This is a genomic window from Nautilia sp. PV-1, assembly GCF_004006315.1.
Lineage (GTDB): Bacteria > Campylobacterota > Campylobacteria > Campylobacterales > Nautiliaceae > Nautilia > Nautilia profundicola_A.
Genome location: NZ_CP026530.1, coordinates 1622659 through 1648170, shown reverse-complemented (window position 1 = coordinate 1648170; position 25512 = coordinate 1622659). Strand labels below are relative to the sequence as shown.

28 protein-coding genes and 1 pseudogene are annotated in these 25512 nt (G+C 28.1%); 28 read left to right on the top strand and 1 reads right to left on the bottom strand.

What is annotated here, in order from left to right:
* The first annotated feature begins 8 nt into the window (after window positions 1-8).
* From cysQ to C3L23_RS08520, 28 genes and pseudogenes are all read left to right on the top strand, one after another.
* Complete coding sequence (cysQ, locus tag C3L23_RS08650) at window positions 9-872, top strand: 3'(2'),5'-bisphosphate nucleotidase CysQ (RefSeq protein WP_127681814.1); 864 nt, start codon at window positions 9-11, stop codon at window positions 870-872.
* The gene (gene cysC / locus C3L23_RS08645; protein WP_127681812.1) at window positions 873-1481 is read left to right on the top strand and encodes an adenylyl-sulfate kinase; all 609 of its coding nucleotides are present in this window, start codon (window positions 873-875) and stop codon (window positions 1479-1481) included.
* A complete protein-coding gene (cysD, locus tag C3L23_RS08640; RefSeq protein WP_127681810.1) occupies window positions 1471-2382 on the top strand; it encodes a sulfate adenylyltransferase subunit CysD in 912 nt (303 codons plus the stop codon). Before cysC ends, cysD begins: the two co-directional genes overlap by 11 nt.
* Before the next feature lie 76 nt (window positions 2383-2458).
* Window positions 2459-3904, top strand: a pseudogene (gene cysN, locus C3L23_RS08635) (sulfate adenylyltransferase subunit CysN); the annotation flags it as partial.
* A gap of 21 nt (window positions 3905-3925) precedes the next feature.
* The gene (locus C3L23_RS09725) at window positions 3926-4240 is read left to right on the top strand and encodes a type II toxin-antitoxin system PemK/MazF family toxin (protein ID WP_371264363.1); all 315 of its coding nucleotides are present in this window, start codon (window positions 3926-3928) and stop codon (window positions 4238-4240) included.
* 78 nt (window positions 4241-4318) lie between these two features.
* Window positions 4319-5335 carry a UDP-glucose 4-epimerase GalE gene (gene galE, locus C3L23_RS08630; protein WP_127681806.1) on the top strand — a complete coding sequence of 339 codons (1017 nt, stop codon included), beginning with the start codon at window positions 4319-4321 and terminating at the stop codon, window positions 5333-5335.
* Between the two features lie 62 nt (window positions 5336-5397).
* Entirely contained in the window at window positions 5398-6582 is a 1185-nt protein-coding gene (locus tag C3L23_RS08625) for an ATP-binding protein (protein ID WP_127681804.1), read from the top strand.
* A 51-nt stretch (window positions 6583-6633) separates the two neighbouring features.
* Entirely contained in the window at window positions 6634-6870 is a 237-nt protein-coding gene (locus tag C3L23_RS08620) for a DUF655 domain-containing protein (RefSeq protein ID WP_127681803.1), read from the top strand.
* Between the two features lie 40 nt (window positions 6871-6910).
* Entirely contained in the window at window positions 6911-7282 is a 372-nt protein-coding gene (locus C3L23_RS08615) for a four helix bundle protein (RefSeq protein ID WP_127681801.1), read from the top strand.
* 28 nt (window positions 7283-7310) lie between these two features.
* Window positions 7311-8504, top strand: a complete 1194-nt coding sequence (locus C3L23_RS08610) for a nucleotide sugar dehydrogenase (RefSeq protein ID WP_127681799.1) — start codon at window positions 7311-7313, stop codon at window positions 8502-8504.
* A gap of 19 nt (window positions 8505-8523) precedes the next feature.
* Window positions 8524-8997, top strand: coding sequence for a hypothetical protein (locus C3L23_RS08605; protein WP_127681797.1), 474 nt, complete (start codon window positions 8524-8526; stop codon window positions 8995-8997).
* Complete coding sequence (locus C3L23_RS08600) at window positions 8960-9253, top strand: nucleotidyltransferase domain-containing protein (protein ID WP_127681795.1); 294 nt, start codon at window positions 8960-8962, stop codon at window positions 9251-9253. The genes C3L23_RS08605 and C3L23_RS08600 overlap by 38 nt, the downstream gene beginning before the upstream one ends.
* Window positions 9250-10299: an NAD-dependent epimerase gene (locus tag C3L23_RS08595; RefSeq protein WP_127681793.1), complete on the top strand. Its 1050-nt coding sequence runs from the start codon at window positions 9250-9252 to the stop codon at window positions 10297-10299. The genes C3L23_RS08600 and C3L23_RS08595 overlap by 4 nt, the downstream gene beginning before the upstream one ends.
* A complete protein-coding gene (gene rfbA / locus C3L23_RS08590; RefSeq protein WP_127681791.1) occupies window positions 10300-11172 on the top strand; it encodes a glucose-1-phosphate thymidylyltransferase RfbA in 873 nt (290 codons plus the stop codon). It abuts the gene before it with no gap.
* On the top strand, window positions 11169-12185 hold the full coding sequence (rfbB, locus tag C3L23_RS08585; RefSeq protein ID WP_127681789.1) for a dTDP-glucose 4,6-dehydratase: 1017 nt from the start codon (window positions 11169-11171) through the stop codon (window positions 12183-12185). Before rfbA ends, rfbB begins: the two co-directional genes overlap by 4 nt.
* 11 nt (window positions 12186-12196) lie before the next feature.
* Entirely contained in the window at window positions 12197-13186 is a 990-nt protein-coding gene (locus C3L23_RS08580; RefSeq protein ID WP_168175734.1) for a TDP-N-acetylfucosamine:lipid II N-acetylfucosaminyltransferase, read from the top strand.
* A gap of 1 nt (window position 13187) precedes the next feature.
* The gene (locus C3L23_RS08575) at window positions 13188-14930 is read left to right on the top strand and encodes a P-loop NTPase fold protein (protein WP_127681785.1); all 1743 of its coding nucleotides are present in this window, start codon (window positions 13188-13190) and stop codon (window positions 14928-14930) included.
* Window positions 14931-14996: 66 nt separating this feature from the next.
* A complete protein-coding gene (locus C3L23_RS08570) occupies window positions 14997-16121 on the top strand; it encodes an ATP-grasp domain-containing protein (protein WP_127681783.1) in 1125 nt (374 codons plus the stop codon).
* Window positions 16105-16851 carry a hypothetical protein gene (locus tag C3L23_RS08565; RefSeq protein WP_127681781.1) on the top strand — a complete coding sequence of 249 codons (747 nt, stop codon included), beginning with the start codon at window positions 16105-16107 and terminating at the stop codon, window positions 16849-16851. Before C3L23_RS08570 ends, C3L23_RS08565 begins: the two co-directional genes overlap by 17 nt.
* Window positions 16848-17501 (top strand): RraA family protein, encoded by a 654-nt coding sequence (locus C3L23_RS08560; RefSeq protein ID WP_127681779.1) that lies wholly within the window; start codon window positions 16848-16850, stop codon window positions 17499-17501. Before C3L23_RS08565 ends, C3L23_RS08560 begins: the two co-directional genes overlap by 4 nt.
* Window positions 17498-18628: a dTDP-4-amino-4,6-dideoxygalactose transaminase gene (gene rffA / locus C3L23_RS08555; protein ID WP_127681777.1), complete on the top strand. Its 1131-nt coding sequence runs from the start codon at window positions 17498-17500 to the stop codon at window positions 18626-18628. Before C3L23_RS08560 ends, rffA begins: the two co-directional genes overlap by 4 nt.
* 7 nt (window positions 18629-18635) lie before the next feature.
* Window positions 18636-19958 carry an MOP flippase family protein gene (locus C3L23_RS08550; RefSeq protein WP_127681775.1) on the top strand — a complete coding sequence of 441 codons (1323 nt, stop codon included), beginning with the start codon at window positions 18636-18638 and terminating at the stop codon, window positions 19956-19958.
* Complete coding sequence (locus C3L23_RS08545; protein ID WP_127681773.1) at window positions 19951-20820, top strand: glycosyltransferase; 870 nt, start codon at window positions 19951-19953, stop codon at window positions 20818-20820. The genes C3L23_RS08550 and C3L23_RS08545 overlap by 8 nt, the downstream gene beginning before the upstream one ends.
* A gap of 35 nt (window positions 20821-20855) precedes the next feature.
* A complete protein-coding gene (locus C3L23_RS08540; RefSeq protein WP_127681771.1) occupies window positions 20856-21398 on the top strand; it encodes a glycosyltransferase family 4 protein in 543 nt (180 codons plus the stop codon).
* Window positions 21373-21921, top strand: coding sequence for a glycosyltransferase family 4 protein (locus C3L23_RS08535; RefSeq protein WP_127681769.1), 549 nt, complete (start codon window positions 21373-21375; stop codon window positions 21919-21921). Before C3L23_RS08540 ends, C3L23_RS08535 begins: the two co-directional genes overlap by 26 nt.
* Window positions 21914-22843 (top strand): D-glucuronyl C5-epimerase family protein, encoded by a 930-nt coding sequence (locus C3L23_RS08530; protein WP_127681767.1) that lies wholly within the window; start codon window positions 21914-21916, stop codon window positions 22841-22843. Before C3L23_RS08535 ends, C3L23_RS08530 begins: the two co-directional genes overlap by 8 nt.
* The gene (locus C3L23_RS08525) at window positions 22840-23823 is read left to right on the top strand and encodes a glycosyltransferase family 9 protein (protein WP_127681765.1); all 984 of its coding nucleotides are present in this window, start codon (window positions 22840-22842) and stop codon (window positions 23821-23823) included. Before C3L23_RS08530 ends, C3L23_RS08525 begins: the two co-directional genes overlap by 4 nt.
* A complete protein-coding gene (locus C3L23_RS08520) occupies window positions 23813-24559 on the top strand; it encodes a glycosyltransferase family 2 protein (RefSeq protein WP_127681763.1) in 747 nt (248 codons plus the stop codon). Before C3L23_RS08525 ends, C3L23_RS08520 begins: the two co-directional genes overlap by 11 nt.
* On the opposite strand, the gene C3L23_RS08515 is transcribed toward C3L23_RS08520, so the two are convergent.
* Window positions 24556-25485, bottom strand: coding sequence for an exopolysaccharide biosynthesis polyprenyl glycosylphosphotransferase (locus C3L23_RS08515; RefSeq protein ID WP_246831061.1), 930 nt, complete (start codon window positions 25483-25485; stop codon window positions 24556-24558). The two genes, C3L23_RS08520 and C3L23_RS08515, sit on opposite strands and share 4 nt — an antisense overlap.
* Between the last annotated feature and the right edge of the window lie 27 nt (window positions 25486-25512).

Below are 25512 nucleotides of genomic sequence, written 5' to 3'. Positions count from 1 at the left end.
GGGCAATAATGAAAATTTTTTATTTAATAAATATAGCTAAACAAGCTGGAGAAGAAATATTAAATATTTATAAAAATGGTTTTGAAATAGAGTTTAAAGACGATAAATCTCCCCTTACACTTGCTGATAAAAAATCTCATGAGATAATAGTAGAAGGGTTAGAAAAAATCAGTAAATTCCCTATACTAAGTGAAGAAGGTAAAGAAATACCTTATGATATAAGAAAAAACTGGGAATATTACTGGTGTGTGGATCCTCTTGACGGGACAAAAGAATTTATTAAAAAAAACGGAGAGTTTACGGTAAATATTGCTCTTATCCATAATGGTGAGCCTGTTTTGGGTGTTGTTTATGCTCCGGTAACAGATATAATGTATTATGCCCAAAAAGGTAAGGGAGCTTATAAAAATGGAGAAAAAATAGAAATAAAAAAATCGCTAAAGTCATTAAAAGAGAGATTAAACATATTAAAAAATAAAGAAGAATTAAAAATTGTAGCAAGCAAGTCCCATATGAATGACGAAACTAAAAAATTCATTAATGAATTAAGCCAATACCTAACACCTGAAACCTTAAATCTTGTATCTAAAGGCAGTAGTCTAAAACTTTGTATGGTGGCAGACGGAAGCGCGGATATATATCCGAGGATTGCTCCTACCATGGAATGGGATACTGCGGCTGCAGACGCTATTGTAAGAGAGGCGGGTAAGATGACTTATATTTATGATGAAGGTATATGGTCAAAGGTCTTAGATAATAATACCCAATACCCAAAATCCAACACCCAAGACCAAACACCTAACACCAAGTACCCAACACCTCTCATATACAACAAAGAAAACCTTTTAAATCCATATTTTGTGGTGGTGTAAATGAAAAATATTGTCTGGCACGATACGAAAATAACAAAAGAAAAAAGAAGCAGGCTTACAAAACAAAAGCCTTGTATTTTATGGTTTACCGGACTGTCAGGCAGCGGTAAAAGCACTATTGCAAATGCCGTTGAAGAAAAACTTTATAATAATGGAAATTATACTTATTTGCTTGACGGAGACAATATTAGACACGGTCTGAATAAAGACTTAGGGTTTAGTGAAGAAGACAGAGTTGAAAACATTAGAAGAATAGGGGAAGTCGCCAAACTTTTCGTTGATGCCGGACTAATAGTATTAACGGCTTTTATTTCACCTTTTAGAAAAGATAGAGATTTTGTAGGAAATTTGGTAGAAGATGGAGAGTTTATAGAAATATTTGTTGATACTCCTATTGAAGAATGTGAAAGAAGAGACCCTAAAGGACTGTATAAAAAAGTAAGAAATGGAGAAATTAAAAATTTTACCGGTATAGATTCACCGTATGAGTCACCTATAAATCCTGAAATACATATAAAAAATGTAGATATTAGCGTAGATGAAGCAAGTGATATAGTGATTGAATATTTAATAAAAAACAAATATATAAGGAAAAAGGATGATAGATAAAAAGAGGCTAACGCATTTAAAACAGCTTGAGGCTGAAAGTATATATATTTTAAGAGAAGTGGCTGCTAATTTTAGTAATCCGGTTATGATGTACAGCATAGGAAAAGACAGCTCGGTTATGCTGCATTTGGCTATGAAAGCGTTTTATCCGGGAAAACCTCCTTTTAAATTTTTACATGTTGATACTCTTTGGAAATTCAAGGAAATGATTGAATTTAGAGATAAAAGAGCAAAAGAATTAGGACTTGATTTAGTGGTTCATACGAATCCCGAAGGAATTGAAATGAATATCAATCCTTTTATACACGGCAGTAAGGTTCATACAGATATTATGAAAACCCAGGCACTAAAACAGGCTCTTAATGCAGGAGGATATGATGCAGTAATAGGCGGAGCGAGAAGAGATGAGGAAAAGAGTAGGGCGAAAGAGAGAATATTCAGTTTCCGTGATAAAAACCACAGATGGGACCCTAAAAATCAAAGGCCGGAACTTTGGAATTTATATAATACTCATATCCATAAAGGCGAGAGTGTCAGGGTGTTTCCTATAAGCAACTGGACTGAACTTGATATTTGGCAATATATATATCTTGAAAATATTCCGATTGTGCCACTTTATTTTGCAAAAGAAAGACCGGTAGTTGAATATGAAGGTGCAAAAATTATGGTTGATGATGACAGAATGCCGGAAGAGCTTAGAAAAAAAGCCAAAATGGAAAAAGTTAGATTCAGAACACTTGGATGTTATCCTTTAACCGGGGCTATTAATTCAGACGCCGATACACTTCCAAAAATAATAGAAGAAATGCTTCTTAGCAAAACAAGTGAACGACAGGGAAGACTTATAGACAAAGACCAGGAAGGTAGTATGGAAAAAAAGAAAATAGAAGGGTATTTTTAGTCAATAGACAAATAGACAATAGACGATAGACAATAGAGAAAAGAAAAAAGAAAAATAGATTTTTAAAGGAATAAGAATGGAGGAGATTAAGAACAATATAGAAAATTACCTCAAAGAACATGAAAACAAAGAGATGCTGAGATTCATAACATGCGGAAGTGTGGATGACGGGAAATCGACACTAATCGGTAGACTTTTATACGACAGTAAAATGATTTTCGAAGACCAGCTTGCGGCTGTAAAAAACGAAACTAAAAAATACGGAACGGTTGAAAACGAAGAAATCGACTTTGCTCTTTTGATAGACGGACTTCAAAGTGAAAGGGAACAGGGTATTACTATAGACGTTGCATACAGATTCTTTGCAACAGATAAAAGAAAATTTATTATTGCCGACACTCCTGGACACGAACAGTATACAAGAAACATGGTTACAGGCGCATCAACGGCAGATCTTGCCGTAATATTAATAGATGCAAGAAAAGGTGTACTTACACAAACTAGAAGACACTCGTTTTTGGTAACCCTTCTTGGTATCAGAAATATAGTAGTGGCTATTAATAAAATGGATCTTGTTGATTATTCTAAAGAAGTTTATGACAAAATAGTTAACGACTACCTAAAAATGTTTGAAAAACTCAGAGAATCCCTTCCATATAAAAAATATCAGGCAAAAATAGATTTTATTCCGATAAGTGCGCTTAAAGGGGATAATGTAGTAGAAAACTCAAAAAACATGCCTTGGTATAAAGGACTTCCATTACTTCCATATTTAGATTCCGTTAATCTGACACCTAATACCAAAAACCTAAAACCTCCTTTCAGATTTCCAATCCAATATGTAAACAGACCGAATCTTGACTTCAGAGGCTTTTGCGGTACTATATCCAGTGGAGAAATAAATGTGGGGGATAAAATAAAAGTTTATCCTTCTCAAAAAACATCTACAATTAAAGAAATTATAGATAACGGTAAATGGAATGAAAAACTGCTGCCATCTAACGACTATAGTTTATCGACTGACTTCGCTTTTGCTCCTATGGCAGTCACATTAACACTTAATGACGAAATTGATATCAGTAGAGGAGACCTGATTGTAAAAGAAAATGAAATTGAATCGAGGTTTAACGATTCTTTTGAGGCTTTTATTGTATGGATGGATGAAGAACCGTATAAAAATAGGGAGTATTATATTAAACTTTATACCAAAGAAACTAATGCAACGATAAGTAAAATTTTATTTAAAAAAGATGTAAATACATGGGAGAAGCTTGAAGCTAAAACAATTGAACTTAATGATATAGCAAGAGTGCAGATAGATTTGAGCGAAAAAGTGGCGTTTGATTTTTATGAGGACAATAAAAACACAGGGGCATTTATTTTAATAGATAAAATTACAAACAATACAGTTGCAGCCGGAATGATTGTGGGTGAATCAATGAAAATAAACGCTGAAAGTTTTAAATATTATCAATGGTGTGAATTAAAACAAAAAATAAATAAGAAAATACTGTTAAAATTTAAAGAAAGAGAAATATTTTTTGTGCATATGGGTAAAAATGTTGGTTTTGAGCAAAACGGTAAAGGCAGTGAGTTTTTAAGGCCTGTTTTAGTATATAAAAAATTCGGAAATGAAACGTTTTTAGGCATTCCTCTGACTAATTCATTAAAAGAGGGAATGTTTTATACTCAAATTAAATTCAAAAACAAAATAAATACGGCACTGCTTTCTCAAATAAGACTGTTTGATGCAAAAAGGCTGAAATATTTCGTATGTAGGTTGTCACAAAAAGAATTTGATAAAATTAAGGAAGATTTAAATAAATTAATTAACCCTCAAAAGAGGGAGCGGACTTGATGTCAAGTTTTGTAATAATATTATAATATAATTTTAATACGCTAGCAATATGTAAGCAATATGTATAAAGGATATTCATTGAAAATATTAATAACGGGCGGGGCGGGTTATATAGGCAGTCATGTAGTAAAGATGCTTTTGGAAAACAGTGATTATGAAGTGAGTGTGTTAGACAGTCTGGTTACAGGGTTTGATTCCACTATTGAAGAGCTGGCAAAAATAAGGAAATTTCAATTTATAAAAGAAGATTTAAGCAACTGGAATAAAGTTGAAGAAATTTTTAAAAAAGAAAAGTTTGACGCTGTAATACATTTCGCGGCAAGTCTGATTGTGCCTGAAAGCGTTGAAAAACCTCTTAAATATTATCTGAACAATACCGCAAACACTGCTAATTTAGTCCGTATTGCAAACGAAAGCGGTGTTAAAAAATTTATATTTTCTTCTACAGCCGCTGTATACGGAGAGCCGAAATTTGATGAATTGAGAATTGATAATGGAGAATGTAAAATTAATGAAAAGTTTGAAACAAAACCTATAAATCCATACGGACAGAGCAAACTGTTCAGTGAGAAAATAATACAGGATGCGGCAAAGGCGAATTCTGAATTTAAATATGTGATTTTCAGATATTTTAACGTAGCGGGAGCTGCGCCGGACCTCAGTATAGGACAAAAAACGAAAAATGCAACGCATCTGATTAAAGTAGCAAGCGAATGTGCTGTAGGAAAAAGAGACGGAATGTATATATTCGGTACGGATTATCCTACGCCTGACGGGACATGTATCAGGGACTATATACATGTAATGGATCTGGCGGATGCACATATAAAAGCGGTTGATTATCTTGATGAAAACGAGAGTGATATTTTTAATATCGGATACGGCAGTGGAGCAAGCGTAAAAGAAGTGGTTGATACCGTTAAAAAAGTAAGCGGAGTTGATTTTAAGGTAGAAACAGCACCGAGAAGAGCAGGTGATCCGGCTATGCTTATAGCGGACAGTTCGAAAATAAAAGAAAAAATGAAATGGCAACCAAAATACGACGATTTGGAGACTATATGCAAAACGGCATATGAGTGGGAGAAGAAATTGTAATAGTTTGCATTATACTACAAACTTTTGTATAATTTCCTTGTATTATACTGCAAGGGATAACTATGTTTGACAGAATTAAATACTATTCATTGCTTTTTCTTTCTTCAAATACACCTGAATACAGAAGAAGTGTCTTTAATAAAATAAATTTTAATGAAAAAATGATTGGTCTAAAAGGTGCAAAGGGTGTGGGTAAAACTACTATTATTCATCAATATTTAAATTCTTTATCCATTCCTTTAAAGGAAAAATTATATATTTCTCTCGATAATCCAATTGCAGAAGAATATACTCTTCTTGATATAGCGGAAGAAGCACATAAAAGAGATATTAAAATCATTGCGTTTGATGAAATACATTATAAAAATAATTTTGAAAAAGAATTAAAAACAATATATGATTTTTTTGATATAAAGGTTATATTTTCAGGTTCATCAGCAATTGCCATGAGCAATACAGATTTAAGCAGACGGGCTGTTATTTATGATGTTCCAGTATTGTCTTTCAGGGAGTTTTTGGAACTTAAAACAAATGAAAAGTTTGAAAGTTTCTCACTTAAAGAGCTGCTTGAAAATCATGAAGAAATAGCGTTTAACATAATTTCTAAAATAAAACCTCTTAAATATTTTGAAGAATATCTGACTTACGGTGCTTATCCGTTTTTTTTACAGAGTAGTGAAGAGAGTTTTGTATTAAAGCTGATAGAAGTAATTAATAAAACGATTGAGAGTGATTTATTATATTTATTCAATATTGATATCAAAAACATTCATATTTTAAAAAAACTTCTTGTAACCCTTTGCGAAAACCCTCCGGGAAGTTTTAACGTTACGGCTTTATCAAAAGAGATAGGAATAAACGTAAGGACACTTTATAACTACATTGAAGCACTGCATAAAGGTAAACTTATTCATCTTCTTTATTACAATAAAAAAGGAAATGCAATATTTCAAAAGCCGGATAAAATACTTCTTGATAATCCAAATCTTTTTAATGCATTGTGTTCTAAGCAAAACAAAGGTTCAATTAGAGAGAGTTTTTTTATTTCTCAATTAAATTCTTATAAAATCAGATATTCAAAACAGGGTGACTATATTATTGATGATAAATTCATATTTGAAATAGGCGGAAAAAATAAAACTCAAAAGCAGATTAAAGATATTGAAAATGCTTATTTAGCTGTAGATGATATAGAAACAGGTAATGAGAATAAAATTCCTCTTTATCTTTTTGGGTTTTTGTATTAAATTTTAATAATTTTATGTTTGGTATAATTATAAAAATTAAAAGGGGCGGGGATGAGAAAGTTTTTAATTTTGTTTTTATTTGTAATAAGTTTGTTTGCAAAAGTCAATATTAATACGGCAACAATGCAAGAATTACACTCTTTAAAAGGTATAGGTCATACAAAAGCCTTAGCTATTATGGAATACCGTAAAAAACATCCGTTTCAAAAAATAGAAGACATTATGAAAGTAAAAGGAATAGGCAAAAAAACGTTTGATAAAATCAAAGATGAAATAGAGGTTAAATAGCAGACTGGTATATTGGTTATTTGTATATTAGGAGAAAATATTGGAATTAGGAAAACTGGAAGTATATAAATTATCTCTGAAATTAAGTGATAAAATTTGGCAAATTTACATGGATTTAAGTAATGATTTAAAATATAATATCGGATCTCAGGTAATTCGTTCCATTGATTCAATCGGTGCAAATATTGCAGAGGGTTATGGAAGGTTTCATTATAAAGATAGTGTAAAATTTTATTATAATGCAAGAGGGTCGTTGTGGGAATCAAAACATTGGATTCATTTACTGTATAAGAGAAGTTTAATTGAAAAAAATGAATATGACCATATTATAAAAAGTTTGGAAATTTTAGGAAAAAGACTAAACGGTTTTATAAAAAGCATAAAAAATAAAAATGATACCAATAACAAATAACTAATAAACTAAATTCAAAGGAATTTTTATGAAAATAGCGATAGGAGGAACAGGATACGTAGGGCTTAGTAATGCGGTTTTATTAGCTCAGAATAATGAAGTTGTGGCACTTGATATCATTCCTGAAAAAGTGGAACTTATAAATAAAAGAATCAGTCCTATTGAAGATAAGGAAATTACGGAATTTTTCCAGACAAAAAATTTGAATCTTAAAGCTACGACTGATAAAAAAGAAGCATATGAAGGTGCTGAATATGTGGTGGTTGCAACTCCTACGGATTATGACCCGGTAACCAATTATTTCAATACCAAATCAATAGAAAGCGTAATAAAAGACGTGATTGAAATAAATCCGAAAGCCACAATTGTTATAAGGTCTACTATTCCAATCGGATATACTGAGAGAATTAAAAAAGAGTTTAATTATCCAAATATTTTCTTCGTACCAGAATTTTTAAGAGAAGGAAAAGCCCTTTTTGACAGCCTTTATCCAAGCAGAATTATTGTAGGAGAAAAATCAACGAAAGCCGAAATATTTGCAAATTTACTCAGAGACGGAGCTTTTAAAGAAACAATTCCACTGTTGTTTACTAACAATACTGAAGCGGAAGCAGTTAAATTGTTTGCCAATACATATCTGGCTATGAGGGTTTCATTTTTTAACGAGTTAGATACTTTTGCGGAAATGAAAAATCTTAATACCAAAGATATAATCGAAGGCGTATGTCTTGACCCTAGAATTGGTAACCATTACAATAATCCAAGCTTCGGATACGGAGGATATTGCCTGCCAAAAGATACTAAACAGCTTGTAGCAAATTATACAATAGAAAACATTCCTCAAAAATTAATGGAAGCAATTGTGGATAGCAATACAACAAGAAAAGAGTTTATCGCCAAAAGGGTGCTTGATAAACTATCAACCATCAACAATCAGCCATCAACCGGTACTGTAGGAGTATACAGACTTATAATGAAAGCCGGAAGTGATAATTTCAGAAGCTCTGCCATATTTGACGTAATGGAAATGCTAAAACCGTTCGTAAAACTTGTAATATATGAGCCGATGGCAAAAGGTGATGAAATTGAAGGGGTTGAATTTGTGAGTGATTTTGAAGAATTTACCAAAAAATCAGATGTGATACTTGCAAACAGAATTGATGAAAACCTTCAAAAAGTAAAAGATAAAGTTTATACGAGAGATATTTATTCAAGAGACTGATAAAGAAAAAGGATAATTAGTGATAGAATTTCATATAAAAGTATTAAATGAAAGTCTTGAAATTTTGAAAAATATCAGAGATGAATTTAATGAAAAATATGGAAACATTGATATCTCAAAATATGAGGACATTAAGTCGTACGATGTAAAATCTTTAGATGCATTGGCATATAGGTTTAGTAAAATTCAATCTTTATTAGGTGAAAAAGTATTTAAAGAAATATTGGAAAAACTGGAATATGATTTAACTGATAAAAGTTATATAGATATTTTGCAATATATAGAAAAAGAGGGAATAATCAACAGCATTTATGAATGGAAAAAATTGAGAGAAATCAGAAATTCCCTTTCTCACGATTATCCTGAAGAAATTGAGTCTGTAGTTAATGCAATAAATCAAATGTTAGACAGTATAGAAATATTTGAGAAAATAGTTAAAAAAGTTGAGGAAAAATATGAATACGCAAATCAGGTTAAATTCGGAAGAAATTAAAATTATCAAAAATACGATTAATAAAATTTTTGGTAAAAGTGATATTTATATATTCGGAAGCAGAACTGATTTGAGTAAAAAAGGCGGAGATGTTGATATATTTGTAATTCCTCAAAATTATGAAAACATTTATGAAAAACGAATAAAAGCGAAAATCAATTTAAAAGATGCTCTTTTTAGAAATGTAGATATTGTCATACATAAAGATTTTAATAATTTAATAGAAAAAGAAGCGTTAAAAGGTATTAAAATATGAAAATTCTCATCACAGGAACAGCAGGATTTATAGGCTTTCATTTGGCAAAAAGACTAATTGAAAGAGGTGATGAAGTAATCGGACTTGATAATATCAACGACTATTACGACGTAAACCTCAAATACGGCAGACTGGAAGAGACAGGAATAAAAAGAGAAGAAATAGAATACAATAAACTAATAACCAGTAACAAATACACCAATTACAGGTTTATAAAACTAAATCTTGAAGATAAGGCCGGTGTAGATAAACTTTTTAAAGAAGAAAAATTTAATAAAGTTTGTCACCTTGCTGCACAGGCTGGAGTAAGATATTCTATTGAAAATCCGTATTCTTATATTAACAGTAATATTGTGGGATTTATGAATTTATTGGAAGCATCACGATTTAATGATATAAATCACTTGTGTTATGCAAGCAGTTCCAGTGTATACGGACTTAATAAAAAACAGCCCTTTTCAACAGATGACAATGTAGATCATCCGATAAGCCTTTATGCGGCTACAAAAAAATCAAATGAATTAATGGCTCACACTTATTCGTATCTTTATAATATTCCTACTACAGGACTTAGATTTTTTACCGTTTACGGGCCGTGGGGAAGACCGGATATGGCGCTTTTTAAATTTGTAAAAAACATACTTGAAAATAAGCCGATTGATGTGTATAACTATGGAGAAATGCAAAGAGATTTTACTTATATTGACGATATAGTAGAAGGTGTGGTAAGAGTGATTGATAATCCTCCGAAATCAAATCCTGAGTGGAACGGAAGAGCCAGTGAAAGTATTGCTCCTTATAAGGTTTACAATATCGGAAACGGAAGCCCAGTTAAACTTATGGATTTTATAGAAGCGATAGAAGAATCTCTTGGTAAAAAAGCTAAAAAGAACCTTCTTCCGATGCAACCCGGTGACGTACCGAGTACATGGGCGGATACTACTGATCTTGAAAAAGATTTTGGATATAAGCCGTATACTGACGTAAAAGATGGGATTAGAAAGTTTGTTGAGTGGTATAAAGAATTTTATTGTAAAGGAAAATGAATGAAAGGTATAATATTAGCAGGGGGGAGCGGTACCAGGCTGTATCCGATAACAAAAGCTCTTTCTAAACAACTGTTACCTATTTATAATAAGCCGATGATATATTATCCGTTAAGTGTATTAATGCTTGCCGGTATTAAAGATATCTTAATTATAACAACAGAAGAAGATATGGATAATTTTCAAAGATTGTTAAAAAGAGGGCATCAATGGGGTATTAATATTTCTTATTCTATTCAAAAGAAACCAAATGGTTTGGCTGAAGCATTTATAATCGGAGAAGATTTTATAGGTAAAGATAATGTATGTTTGATTTTAGGAGACAATATTTTTTATGGGCAAGGATTTACGCCTCTTCTTAAAGAAGCAGCAAGTTTAAAAAAAGGTGCGTTTGTATTTGGATATCAGGTACAAGACCCAGAAAGATTTGGTGTAGTAGAATTTGATGAAAAAGGAAATGTGTTAAGTATAGAAGAAAAACCAACAAAACCAAAATCCAATTTCGCAGTAACAGGGCTATATTTTTATGATAATAAAGTAATAGAAATAGCAAAAAAAGTAAAACCGTCTAAAAGAGGAGAACTTGAAATTACTTCAGTTAATCAAGAATATTTAAAAAAAGGTGAATTAAAAGTAAAACTTTTGGGAAGAGGGTTTACTTGGCTTGATACTGGAACACATGAAAGTTTGCTTGAAGCAAGTGAATTTGTAAGAACGATTGAACATAGGCAAGGATATATGATAGCATGTATTGAGGAAATAGCATATAAAAACGGATGGATAAGTAAAGAAGATGTAATAAATTTAGCCAAACCTTTAATAAAAACTACATATGGAAAATATTTGATAAATTTAGTAGAGGAGAAAAATTGAAAAATATTTTAATTACAGGTGGTGCCGGTTTTATAGGAAGTAATTTTATTCCATATTTTTTAGAAAAGTATCTCGAATACAATATAATTAATTTAGACTTATTAACATATGCCGGTAATCTTGAAAACTTAAAAGAAGTGGAAAACAATCCGAGATATAAATTCATTAAAGGTGATATTTGCAATAGAGAGCTTGTGGAATATATCTTTAAAGAATACGATATAAGAGGAGTTATTCACTTTGCCGCTGAATCACATGTGGATAATTCTATTAAAAATCCGGGAGTGTTTGTCAGAACAAACGTTGACGGAACGTATACATTGCTTGACGTTGCGAAAAACTACTGGATGGAAAAGCCTTTTAAATACAAAGATGAATATAAAGGTTGCAGATTTCATCATATTTCAACTGATGAAGTATACGGGACATTGCCGGATGATCCTAATGTATTATTCACGGAAGAAACTCCTTATGCTCCTAATTCACCATACAGTGCAAGTAAAGCAAGCAGTGATATGATAGTAAGAAGTTATTACCACACATTCGGAATGGATACGGTTATTACAAACTGCTCTAACAACTACGGACCAAAACAGCATGATGAAAAACTGATTCCTACAATAATAAGAAATGCACTTGCTGGAAATCCTATTCCAATCTATGGAGACGGTAAAAACATAAGAGACTGGCTTTATGTTCTTGACCACTGTAAAGGAATTGATTTGGCATATCACAAAGGTGGAGCAGGGGAGACATATAATATCGGCGGAAGAAACGAAAGAACAAATATTTATATAGCTACTAAAATTTGTGAGATATTAGATGAACTTCGTCCCAGAAAAAGCAGAAGTTATAAAGAGTTAATAACTTTCGTAGAAGACAGACCGGGTCATGATAGAAGATACGCAATAGACGCCACAAAGATAGAAAACGAGCTCGGATGGAAAGCGGATGAGAATTTTGAAAGCGGTATAGTGAAAACTATTAAGTGGTATTTGGAGAAATATAAATGATCGTTCATATAATGGTATTAGATAAATTTATACCACCTTTTATTGAATTTGTTAATAAACATTTTGATTCTAAAGAACATTTATTTATTTTCATAGGAAGAAAAAATACTCAATATGAAATACAAGAATATCAAAATATCATATGGATAGATAAAAAAACTAAAGTATTTAGTTTATTAAGATATCTTTATAAAGCCGATAAAATAATAATTCATGGATTATGGAATCGACATTTTTTAAAAATACTTTATTTAAATCCTTGGTTATTAAAAAAAAGTTATTGGATAATGTGGGGTGGAGATTTTTATTTTCCAGAAAAACAATCTTGGGTAAAGAAGCAAGTAATTAAAAAAATGGGAAATTTTATTACTTATATTGAAGGTGATTATGAATTAGTTAAAAAATGGTATAAAGCAGAAGGTAATTATTATAAATGTTTTATGTATCCGAGCAATCTTTATAAAGATGTTTCTTTTGATGTTGAAAAAAAATTAAATAGAAATATCATTATTCAAATAGGAAATTCTGCAGATCCTACAAATAATCATTTTGAAATATTAGAAAAACTTTCAAAATATAGAGATGAAAACATAAAAATATATGCTCCTTTATCTTATGGAGATATAGTTTATGCAGAAAAAGTAATAAAAGAAGGTAAAAAAATTTTTAAAGATAAATTTATACCTCTTACTGATTTTATGCAATTTGATAAATATTTGGAATTTTTAAACAATATTGATATTGCAATATTTGCTCATAATAGACAGCAGGCAATGGGAAATATAATAACTCTTTTAGGTTTAGGAAAAAAAGTTTATATGAAGAGTGATATTACTCCTTGGCAGATGTTTAATGAATTAGGGATAAAAGTATTTGACGTTGAAAATATTAAATTATCTTTATTAGATGAAAAAACAAAAAAGGAAAATATTGAAAAAATAAAAATACATTTTTCTGAAGAAAATCTTAAAAAACAATTAGAAGAAATATTTAGGTCGTGATATGAAAATATCTCAATTAGAAGAAAAATTATACGAAATTTTTATAAAAGACAATTTCCCTGTAGTTATTGCTATAAATGGAGAATGGGGAAGTGGTAAAACTTATTTTTGGCAAAATATATTTTTAGAAAGATATAAAAATAAATTAAAAGATAAAAAAATTGCTTATGTTTCTTTATTTGGTCATAATTCTTTAAACGATATCAAAACAGACATAATTTTACAAATATCAAAAACGACAAAAATTATTTCGAAAATCCAAGATAAAGTAAAGAATATAAAAGGTATGGTTTTTAAAGAACAAGATATAAATATCTCATTAGGCGGTGGAATATTAAGTGCCGGATTATCATTATTAACTGTAAATGATTTTAAGAATGTAATTATATGCTTTGATGATTTTGAAAGACTTTCTTCAAACATTAAAATAAAAGATTTAATGGGGTTTATTTCGAATTTAAAAGAACAAAAAAATTGCAAAATATTAATGATATTAAATGAAGAAGAGTTGAAAAAAATTCATAAAATTCAAAATACTGAAAAAGAATTAGATACTTTTTCTTTGTATAAAGAAAAAATAGTAGATTATGAATTTTTATTTAAAAATGATATAAAGGATTTTATAGAAAATCATATTGATACGAAATTTAATAAAAATATTATTTTAGATTATTTTTATGATTATCAAATTAATAATTTAAGACTTATAAAACAATTAATTGAAAAAGCTAATTTTTATAAAGATATAATAAGTAATATAACAGAGAAAATTCAAAAAGACTTCATTTATCTCTTATTTAGTATTTTATATCTAAAGAAAAAATATAATCTAACATCACAAGAATATTATGAATTAAAAAAAATACAAGATAATATTCGAATTAAAAATTTTATGAATTCAGCCGGTAATGATAGTAATGAAGAAGATACAATATTGACAGACATTCAAAAAGAACAAATAGAATATTTAGTTGATTTTGCTAATGAAGATATAGAAAATTTAATCTGGCAACAATTAGAAAATGAAAGAGATATAAGAAATGAATTAAAAGAAGATTTGGAAAAATTATCTTTAGAAAATCAAATTAATCAGGATAAAGATAAAATAATGAATAATTGGAATAGATTACATTTAGATTTTTCATATACTATTGAGGATTTTATTAAAGACATTAAGCCTATTTTAGAAAAAGAAAATGTTAGTGAAATTTTAAGTTTAAGTGAGTATCATTTTTTTGTAAATTTTGTAGAAAAATATGATAAATTTGATAGTGAAAAAATAGAAAAAACCATCAAAAAATATATCGATAAGATAGTAAATCAAGAAAAATCTATTTCAATTCATGAAGAATCTAATATAGATTTGATAAGAAAACATTATCCAGATTTATTAAATTATGTTTATGACAAAAAACTAGAAACTTTAATTCAAAATACTACTTGCAAAGGATTAAAAGAACTATTAGAAAAAGTTATAAACGGTTGGGGCGAAAAAGATCAATATATTTTAAATAATATATCAAAAAGTAAATATAAAGAATGTATAATATCTAATCCAGCTTTTGTAGAAGTAATTATTCGATTTTTAAAAGCAAAAAAAAGAGATGATATTTATTTTAGAAGTGCTATAAAAAATATTTTAAAAGTGTTAGAAGAATTAGAAGAGGAAAATGAAAGTTATAAATTTAAAGTTGAAAAAATATTTAATGTTATAGGAATTCAAGAAAGAATTAAAAAGGATTAATGTGAAAAAATTTTAGTAATCGGTGGAGGAAAATGGCAAGTCCCTTTAATAAAAAAAATAAAAGAAATGGGATTTTTTGTTGTAAATACTAATTTATATAAAAATTCACCAGGATTTAGTTATGCAGATATTGGGATTGTTGCTGATATTTTAGATAAAGAAAAGAATTTAGAAATTGCAAAAAAATATAATATAGATGCGGTCATAAGTGATCAAACAGATATTGCTGTAAATACAGTTGCTTATATTACAGAAAAATTAAACTTAATGGGAGTTGGAACTGATATTGCAGAATTATTTACTAATAAATATTTAATGAGAAAACATATTAATATTAATGAATTATATCATCCAAAATATAAAATATGTAATTCTATAAAAGAGATAAAAGATTTTTTTTTAAAATTAAATGAATCTATTATAATTAAGCCATTAAATAGCCAATCCAGTAGAGGCATTAGTATTGTTAATGAAATTTTTTCAGTAGAATCGGCTTATATTAAGGCATTAGAATTTTCGAGTGACGATAGAGTGTTGGTTGAAGAATATATTGATGGAATTGAATTAACAGTTGAAGGATTTAAAAAATATAAGGGAGATCATATTACCTTAGCAATTTCTAAAAAGCAACATTATAATAATAAACCTTTTATAGCTAAAGAATTAATATATTCTAATGAAGTTTTAGATTTCGATATACAAAAATTAATTGAAATTAATAATGAAATTTTTAAAAATGTTCCTTTTGGTATTACACATGTTGAATATAAATATAAAGATGGAAATTTTTATTTGATTGAAGCCGCAATTAGAGGGGGAGGAACTAAAATATCATCCCACATTGTTCCTTTATTAACAGGTATAGATATTTATAAAATATTAATAGAAACTGTATTGTTTTCTAAAACTGAAAATTTTAATTTTGATATAAAAAATACAAATAAAGTTGCTATGCTTGGTTTTTTTGATTTTTCAAGCGGTAAGGTTAAAAGAATTAATGGTATTGATTTTTTAAAAAATAATAGAAATATATTAGATTTTGAAATTGAATTAAATGAAGGAGAAATAATTAAAATTCCCGAAGATGATAGAAGTCGGGTTGGTTATTTTATTGTTTATGAAGAAAAATTAAATAAATTAAGAAATATAGTGGATCAAATAAGGAAAGAAGTTTATGTTGAATATATATGATTCTCATTTGCATTTAAAATTAGATGATATGCATTTATTTTTTGAACAAATTAAACTATTGAAAGGTTTTATTTTAATATTAAATACAAATGATGAATTAGAATTTTTTAGAAGAAATATGATAACAAATTTTAATGAAAATTTTAACAATAGTGTCATAGCAATAAATTTTGAGTTTATTGATGAATCTTTAATTAATGATTTAAAAAACTGTGATATCAAATTTGGAGTAAAAATACATCCACGGTTATCAAAATTAACTTATGATTCAATAAATAAATTAAAATTATTTTTACAAAATTTAAAAAATAAAAATTTATTAAATTTTATAATTATCGACAATTTTTATTATGGTTCAGATTTGAAATATCATATTAATTTAGAACTTTCTATAGAGATTGCAAAGAAATTTTTTGATATTAATATTTTATTAGCTCATAGCGGAGGACATAGAATATTAGAATATATGTTGTTTACAAGGGATTTAAAAAATATTTATTATGATTTATCATTAACAATAAATTATTTAAATAATACTTCAGTAGCATTAAATTTTTACAATTTTATAAAATTTAATAAAGAAAAATTATTATTTGGTTCCGATTCCCCTGATTTTAGTGTAAAAAGTGCTTTAACAAATTATAATGAATTTTTAAAAAATTTTGATGAAAGTTATAAGAAAAATATATTAGAAAATAATTTTAAAAAATTCTTAAAGGAACTAAAATGAAAGAAAAAATTATTGATTTTATAAAAAGAAATAGAGTTTCTTCTACGGAAGTTGCTGATTGTTTAGGTAAATCAGGAGCTATAAAAAATGTAAAAGCTGTTAACAGAGGTCATTTTGCAGTTGGAAATGTATTTTGGGTATATGCTTTTAATGGAACTAATTGGGATGTGCATGAACAAATACAAAATGTAAAAGAAGGAGATATAGTATTTATTCAAGTTTTTGATAATTTTGGCAAAGCTGTTTTCGGAGATTTAGTTTCAAAATATTTATTGTTATACAAACAAGCGGAAGCAATTGTAACAAACGGATTATTAAGGGATGCTCCGAGATTAATAAAAGAAAATTGGAAAATATGGTGTAACGGTTTTTCTCCTGAAGGGTATATTAACAAAAAAGTAGAATTAACTAATGAACAAAAAGAAAGAATTTTTAAAGAAAAAAATAAATTTGATGGTGGAATAGCCGTATGTGATGATACCGGTGTTGTAATTATTCCTAAAGAATATCACAATAATGAATTTTTAAAAAAATTAGAATTTATAGAGGAACAAGAAGATATTTGGTTTGATTGTATAGATAGGAAAAAATGTAGTACTTTTGAAACAGTTTGTTTAAAAAAATATTTATATGAAAGAGACAGTAAATGATTCCATTCAACAAACCACCGTATACAGGCAATGAAGATAAATATGTTTTAGAAGCTATGAAAAGCGATAAAATAAGCGGTGACGGATATTTTGGTAAAAAATGTCAAAGTTGGTTTGAAGAAAAATTAAATTGTAAAAAAGCCCTGCTAACTCCATCTTGCACAGCGGCACTTGAAATGGCGGCAATATTGATAGATATAAGACCAGGAGATGAAATAATAATGCCATCATACACTTTCGTCTCAACCGCTAATGCTTTTGTATTAAGAGGTGCAAAAATTGTGTTTGTAGATATTCGTCCAGATACTATGAATATAGATGAAGAAAAAATTGAAGCTGCTATAACTGAAAAAACAAAGGCTATTATTCCAGTGCATTATGCAGGTGTTGGATGTGAGATGGATAAAATAATGGAAATAGCAGATAAGTATAATTTGTTTGTAATAGAAGATGCCGCACAAGGGATGATGAGCAGTTATAAAGGTAAACCTCTTGGAACAATAGGACATATAGGATGTTATAGTTTTCATGAAACAAAAAATTATACAAGCGGTGGAGAAGGCGGACTTTTGATTATTAATGATGAAAGATTTAGCGAAAGAGCTGAAATAATAAGAGAAAAAGGCACAAATAGAAGTCAGTTTTTTAGAGGAATGGTTGATAAATATACTTGGGTAGATATTGGCAGCAGTTATTTGTTGAATGATTTAAGTGCCGCATATCTTTGGGGACAACTTGAAAAAGCTGATGAAATAAATAAAAATAGACTTAAAAGTTGGCAAATTTATTATAACGGATTAAAAGAGTTAGAAGAAAAAGGATATATAGAATTACCTACTATTCCAAAAGAATGTATTCACAACGCTCATATGTTTTATATTAAGGTGGAAAATTTAGAAGTAAGAACAAAACTTATAGAGTATTTAAAGAAAAATAATATAATGACTGTTTTTCATTATATACCTTTACATTCAGCCCCAGCAGGTAAAAAATTCGGTCGATTTAACGGAATTGATAAATGGACTACAAAAGAAAGCGAAAGATTACTTAGGCTTCCTATGTATTATGGTTTAAAAACTAATGAGTTAAATAAAATAATTGATAAAATAAAAAAATTTTTTAAATAATTAAATTATGAACTTAAGAGAAAAAGCAATAAGAGGAATAAAATGGACAACATTGTCTACTGTAATCAGTGCTGGTGTTCAATTGTTACAAATATCTATTTTAGCAAGATATTTAGAAAAATCTGATTTTGGAATTATGGCTATTATTATGGTTGTTATAGGATTTAGTCGGATGTTGTCTGATTTGGGTGTAAGCAGTGCTATTATTCATAAACAAAAAGTTACTCAAAATCAATTATCTACTTTATATTGGTTAAATATTATTATTGCATGTTTAATTTTTATAATAATTGTTTTGTTGTCACCAATGATAGCTAAATTTTACAATCAGAAATTATTATCTACCTTAATACCTTTGGTTAGTATAGTGATAATTATTCAAGCTTTTGGAAAACAGTTTTTAGTTCTTTTTGAAAAAGAATTAAAGTTTAATATTGTTGCAAAAATAGATATTTTTGCAGTTTTTTCTGGTTTTATTTTGGCAATAATTTTAGCTATAAATGGATTTAGAATATATGCTTTAATTTATCCTACTATTTTAGTGATTAGTCTTAAATCATTAGGATATGTTTTTTTTGGATTAAAATATCATAAACCAAAAATTTATTTTAATTTAAAAGAAGTTAAAGAATTTATAATTTTTGGTATTTATCAGATTGGAAATGGAATAATTAATTATTTTAATTCTCAGTTTGATATTATAATTATAGGGAAATTATTAGGGAGTGAAACATTGGGTTTATATACCATCGTTAAACAGTTGATTATGAGACCGGCACAGATTATAAATCCGATTGTAACAAGAGTAACTTTTCCTACTATGGCTAAAATACAAAATAATACTGAAAAATTAAAAGAAATATACTTAAAAACAGTTTATTATTTGTCAATAATTAATTTTCCCATTTATATATTAATGATAATTTTTTCTAAAGAAATTATTTTGCTTTTTTTAGGTAAAGAGTGGCTAAAAGGCGATATTTTATTTCAATTACTTAGTATATATGCTTTAATACGTTCTATAGGTAATCCTATAGGGTCTTTAGTTTTGGCAAAAGGAAAACCACAATATGAGATGTATTGGAATATAGGATTGTTTTTATTAATACCGATTACTATTTATATAGGAACATCAAGGGGAATTATGGGAGTTGCATTTGCTTGGATTGTTTTACAGATAGTTCTTATAATGCCTGCTTGGTATTTTTTAATTAAAAAATTATGCGGAGCAAAGTTAATAGAATATTTGATTTGTATAATTAAACCTTTAATAATCAGTTTTATTATAGGAGTTATTATTTTTAAAATTAAAGGATTGTTAATTGGATGATAAGTTAGTTTCAGTAATTATAGTTACTCATAACAGAAGTCAATTATTAAAAAAAGCGATAAATAGCGTTATTAAACAAACATATAAAAATATAGAGCTTATTGTTGTAGATGATTGTTCAGATGATAATACTTATGAGGTAGTTAAAAGTTTTGATTATCCGATTATTTATTATAGATTATCTGTTCAATCCGGAGCAAATGTGGCAAGGAATAAAGGAATAGATTTAGCCAACGGTTATTATATCACCGGATTAGATGATGATGATGAAATGTTGCCTGATAGAGTTAAAAGATTGGTAGAATCTTATAATGATAAATATGCGTATGTGTTTTCACAAGTTTATTTTGATGATGGCTATAAGAAGTTGAAAAAAGATTTTGCTAAATTTAAAAATATATTGACATTGAATGATATGTTATATGTCAATTTTACGGGAAATCAGGTTTTAACTACTAAGGAAAATTTAATTAAAGCTGGAAAATATGATGAAAAATTGCCTTCCGCTCAGGATTACGATATGTGGATTAGGTTATTACAAATAAAACCTTACGCTCAAAAAGTTAAAAGACCTTTGATGATAATTAATAAAAACAATAATATGCAAAGAATTTCTTCATCTAAATTAAAAATAAAAGGATATTTTTTATTTTATAAAAAATATAAACATTTGATGAATATAGATCAAAAAAAATTTCAATTGTTCAAATTGTTTCTTATTAAAGGGAAAAAAATAAATTTAAAAAAGTTTTTTTTGTTTTTACCTAAAAAAAATATAAATATAGTTATATTGTATATTTATATAAACTTAAAATATTTTTTAAAAAATATTTTAAAGCCAAATTCAAGTAAAATTAAATGAAAATAATTGTTTTATATAAGCGAATGGGGTAATTTATGAAAATTAAAATAGCATACATAAATGTGATGGATGCATATAGCGGTGGGGAGATAGTATTACAAAGACTTATTAGAGGATTGGATAAGAGTAAATTTGATGTTTATGTGTATACGAAAAACACTAAATTTGTAGAAACTTTAAAATGTAACGAGTGTAAATTGATAGTTTTTGACACTCAATATCAAATGAAACTTCAAAGAGGATTAAAAGCATTATTAAAAGCTTTGAAACTTTTTGTGATTAGTGGTAAAAAAGTATACAATATGAAAAAAGAAAAAATTAATTTGATACATTCAAATTCATTGACTTCAAATATTTATTTTGCATTTTGGGCTAAATTATTCGGAATTAAATTTATTGCTCATTCTCATGAGATAAGAGAAGGTTTTATATTCAAATTATTACATAAATATGTTGCATTATGTTCAGATAAAATTATTGTTGTTTCAAATGCGGTTAAAAAAAACTGGATTGATCATGGTGTAAATGAAAAATTAATTGAAGTTGTATATAATGGAGTTGATGATGATTTTTTCTAGTATTGTGGGGAGTTTTTTGAAAAATAAAGGTGTTGATGTTTATTTAAAAGCTGTAAATAATATAAATTGCAATAAATGTGTATTTGAACTTGTTGGGAGAGAAGGCAGCGATAAAAAATATAATGAATTGATCAAAACGTTAATTACCGATAAGGTAATATTTAAAGGTTTTATTGATGATATTAAAAATTATTATAATTCAATAGACGTGGTTATTCATACATCTATTGAAGCTGATGCATTGCCAACGGTTTTAATAGAAGGTCTTGCAAAAGGGAAAATTTTAATCGGCAGTGATGTGGGAGGTGTTAGAGAGATTATAGATACTGGTTATGGAAATATAATTGTTCCTCCTAACGATGTTCAAGCATTAAAAAAAGCTATATTAGAAGTGTCAAAATACGATAATAACAAAATTTCTTTTATTAAAGAAAAAAATATACAAAGGGCAAAAGAAATATTTAAATTAGAAAAACAAATAAAACGAATAACTGAAATATATTATGAGGTTTTAAATGTTTAGTCATGGTAAATTAGTGACTGTTTTGCAATATTTTACAGATAAAGTAGAGGATTACTGGCATATTTTGTATCCGTTAGAATCATCAAAAAATCTTAAAAAAGACAAATTTTTGTATTTTTATGATATTTCAAAGAAGGTAATGTTATATAAAGGTCAATTTAGTGACGAAGGTATTTATTTGTTTTTAGGTTATGATGGTAAATATCATATGCATGCATTGGAAATTGCTCAATATTCTTTAGCTTGCTGGATTGCATGGAGAAAGACTGAAAGTGAAATCTGGTTAAAAAAAGCTTTAAAACATTGTGACTGGTTATTGAAAAATCAAGAAAAAGATGGAAGTTGGAAAATTAAACATAAAAATCCAAAATATAAAGACATGAATTCCCCTTGGGTTTCCGCATTGGCTCAAGGGTTAGCCATCTCTTCCTTAATAAGAGCGTATTATTATACAAATGAAAATAAATACCTGTATTCGGCAATAAAAGCATGTGAGTTTTTGGAAGTTGGCATAAATAGTAACGGTGTAAAAAGGAATTTTGTGAAAAAAGGTATAAAAGGGTTTGTTTATGAGGAATATCCTACAAAAAAATTAAACGGTGTTTTGAATGGATATATTTCAGCTGTTTTAGGTATTTGTGAATTGAGTAAAGTTGATAGTGGTTTTACGCGCTTATTTGATGAAAATATAAATAATCTTTTAAATATTTTATCTTTATATGATTTAGGTTATTGGTCTTTGTATTCTTTAGACGGCAATGTGGCAAGTGGCTTTTATCATAGATTAGTTGTAAAACAGTTAAAAGTTTTAAGAGAATTTAACGATGAATTTGATGTATATTATTCAAAATTTAAAAGCTATCAAGAAAATAAATTGTACGCGTTAAGGGCTTTAATGAATAAAATTAAGGCAAAAATATGAAAATATTGATTATTCATACATATGGAATGGGTGATATGATAATGTTCACTCCTGCATTAAAAAAAATTAAAGAAAAGTATCCAAAAGCTGAAATAGATTTTGTAGTTTTTCAAAAATTTGCGATAAATCCTATAAAAAATTGTGATTTTGTTAAAAATATTTATACTTCAGATTTTAATATAAAAAATATAATTAAGACTGTTTACTTTTTAAGAAAAAATAAATATGATATTTCATTTGTAACAAGCGGAACGTCTTCTTTAAAAGGAGGTTTGTTTTCGTTTTTAATCGGAGCAAAGGAAAGAGTGGGAGAATATAAAAAATTTAAAAATTTATTTTACACACGAACAGTCCAATATATAGAAAAACTGCACAGAGTTGAAAACAATTTGATGTTAGTAGGTTGTAAAGAAAAGAAAATAAAACCTTTTATTTGTGGGGTTAATGAAAAAAAATTATTCAATAAAGATATAAAAATAGGATTTCATATAGGTTCTAATAAACAATTTGAAAAAAAGAGATGGGAAAAAAGTAAATTTATAAAATTAATTAATAAAATAAAATCAAATTTCGGTAATATTGAAACAATAATTTTCTCCGGTCCCGATGAACAGAATGAAAGCCAAGAAGTAGCTGAAATGACGAATTCAAAATTATTATTAAATTTACCGTTTAATAGATTGGCGAAAGAAATCTCAGTTTGCGATGTTTTTATAAATACTGATTCCGGACTTGGGCATATAGCTTCCTGTTTTGAAAATATAGAAATTTTCACTATATTTGGACCCGCAAAAGATTATAAAGCCAAGCCTTATAGTAAAAAAGCTCATGTTATTAAATTAGGGCTTGAATGTCAGCCTTGTTATGGAACAGACAGATTTAAAAAATGTAAAAATTTAGAATGTTTGAAAAATTTATCTGTGGACTACGTATATGATTTTATATTAAAAAATTCTGAAGTTTTAAACAATGCAAAATGATTTAGTTTCAATAATAACCCCATCATATAATTCCGAAAAATTTATAGCGAAAACCATAGAATCGATTATAAATCAGACGTGTGAAAATTGGGAAATGATTATCGTGGATGACTGTAGTCCAGATAATTCTAATGAAATCATTGAAAATTATATGCAAAAAGAAAAACGTATTAAACTGATAAAACTGAAAAAAAACTCTGGTCCTGCAATTGCAAGAAATATGGCAATTGAGCAAGCAAAAGGAAGATTTATAGCTTTTTTGGATGCCGATGATATATGGCTTCCTGAAAAACTTGAAAAGCAGTTATTATTTATGAAAGAAAATGATTTGAGTTTTACATATAGCGCTTATAGATTAATAGATGAAGAAGATAATGATTTGGGAGTATTTATTCCTCCTGTATTAGCTGATTATAGTTCTCTTTTAAAAACTAATTTCATTGGATGTTTGACTGCAATATACGATACGAATAAAATAGGAAAAATGTATATGCCGAATATTTTAAAAAGGCAAGATTATGGGCTTTGGCTTAAAATTTTAAAGCAAATCAAGTCAACTAAAGGCATAACAGAACCACTTGCAATTTACAGAATAAGAAAAAATTCCGTTTCTTCCAATAAATTAAAAGCCGCGATGTATCAATGGAAAATTTACAGAGAAGTGGAAAAATTAAATATATTTCAGAGTATGTATTATTTTATGAATTATGCGTATTATGGGTTGAAAAAATATTAAATTCCTTTTTTACCGAACATTACTAATATAGTTTTGAAAATAGTTTTCATTTCCAGCCAAAATGACCAGTTTTTGATATAGTAGAGGTCGTAAAGCAGTTTCTGATAGGCGTCTTCTTCATTAGCTCCATATGGATAACATACCTGTGCCCATCCCGTAATACCGGGTTTGACTATATGTCTTAAATTATAATAAGGAATGTTTTTTTCAAATATGTCAATCCAGTATTTTCTCTCTGGTCTCGGACCGATTAGGTGCATATCTCCTTTTATGACATTCCAGAGCTGGGGAAGTTCGTCAATACGGGTTTTTCTCATAAATGCCCCCCATTTAAATACTCTAGGATCGTCTTTGCTGGCAAATTTTGGTTTGCCTTTTTCCGCATCCGGTACCATGCTTCTGAATTTATAACATACGAATTCTTTGCCGTTTAAACCTATTCTTTTTTGTTTAAATATTACAGGTCCCTCGGGAGATTCTTTTTTGATTCTGTAAGCAGCGTAAAGCATAATCGGCATAGAAATTATTCCAAGAGGAATGGATATAGAAAAATCTATGATTCTTTTTATTAAAAGTTGTTTTTGTTTATATGATTTGATTTGATCTAAAAAATCAATATTGCTGCCGTCTCTCGGGATATATACTTTGCCTAAATATTTTTCGAGGAAATGTTCTATTGTAAGGAATTTAATGCCTTTCAACTCTAGTGAAGTTAGATATTTTATAAGTTCATCCGGTATATTGGCTTTGGTATTCAAAATAATTAGTTTATATTTTTGGTTTTTGCATAATTTTGATAATTCTTTAATAATTTGTTCAGTTGATTTGTTTTCTAATGAAATATGATTAGGGCTGTATTTTTTTTGAATCTGATTTAATTCAATTTTATTAAGCTTGTATTTATCTCCTAAAATTATCAATATCATCCTTTAGATATGTAAATTATTGCTATA